Raw genomic sequence first — 1,094 nt, 5'->3', positions numbered from 1 at the left:
CTAAAATTATTGATTGTAGATTTAGATCCATCTTTTCCCCAAACTGTGATACCAAATTTAGAAACACCATTTCCTATAGTGCCTTCATTAGTGAAGGTATCTATAGTAGCACCATTTGAATTATTAGTACTGATTTGAACACTAGCAGTATTACCTCCACCTTGAAGGGTTCCTTGGTTTAAAAAGGTAGAAGTAGAAGAACTTGTTTGGAAAAGAATAGCTTGCTTGTTTTTATTTCCATTGCTAGTAGGACTAGAAATTGTAACCGAACCACTGCTTGTTATAGTAAGAGTATTACTACTATCTCCCGTTATGGTTTTTGTGCTAGTTTGTGAACTGTCTATAGTTGTATTTTCTCTAGCTTGAATACTAAAATCGCTATCATCATAAGGTTTTATATTAGCTGTAGCATAAGAATAAGAACTTAAAAAAGAAATTGTAACTAAAGAAAGAACTAGTTTTTTTGAAGAAGAATGGTTTTTTTCAATCCCCCCCCCCCGTTAATATTTCTTTTTTAAATAAACTATGGCTCATTATCAACCTCCTTATAGTTTAAATTTAATTTATTTGTTATAAAAAGAAATAAAAAAAAGAATAATAAATCCAAATCATAGATTATGCGTAATGATAAAAAAAATTTTCTTAAAGTTATATTAAGCAAACTTTTAGATATTTTTAATATTAATTTTATATTTATAAAATAAAAACTAATCAGTTTAATATAATAATCTTTGAAAGAATAAAAATAAAACTATTAAATAATATTAGTTTTATTTTTAAATTTAAAATATATTGGAGCTTTATTTATATAAAAAATATTTTTTAATTTATAAGTTTATTTCTATCATTTAATTTTATTCTATATTTAAACTTATGATTTAATTTATTAAGTATTTTTAAAAGAATAAACCCCAAACAACTTAAAGTCATTTAGGGTTAAGGAGATTAAACTAGTTATTTATATTTATTCTAAATAACTATTTAGAATTATTTATATTCTTTTACCACACATAATTAAATTGAGCATATCCTGTATGAGTTTTACCATCTTTATCAAACATTCCATTGTAGTTTAAGCTAAAGTAGAATGCTTC

1 pseudogene is annotated in these 1,094 nt (G+C 24.0%); it reads right to left on the bottom strand.

The annotated features are described in order from the left end of the window. Window positions 1-1,001: 1,001 nt before the first annotated feature. Window positions 1,002-1,094, bottom strand: a pseudogene (locus JG677_RS09120) (autotransporter outer membrane beta-barrel domain-containing protein); the annotation flags it as partial.

Origin of the sequence: Campylobacter sp. TTU-622, assembly GCF_016598965.1 — a bacterium.
GTDB lineage: Bacteria > Campylobacterota > Campylobacteria > Campylobacterales > Campylobacteraceae > Campylobacter_D.
This window is presented reverse-complemented; position numbering and strand designations above follow the sequence as displayed.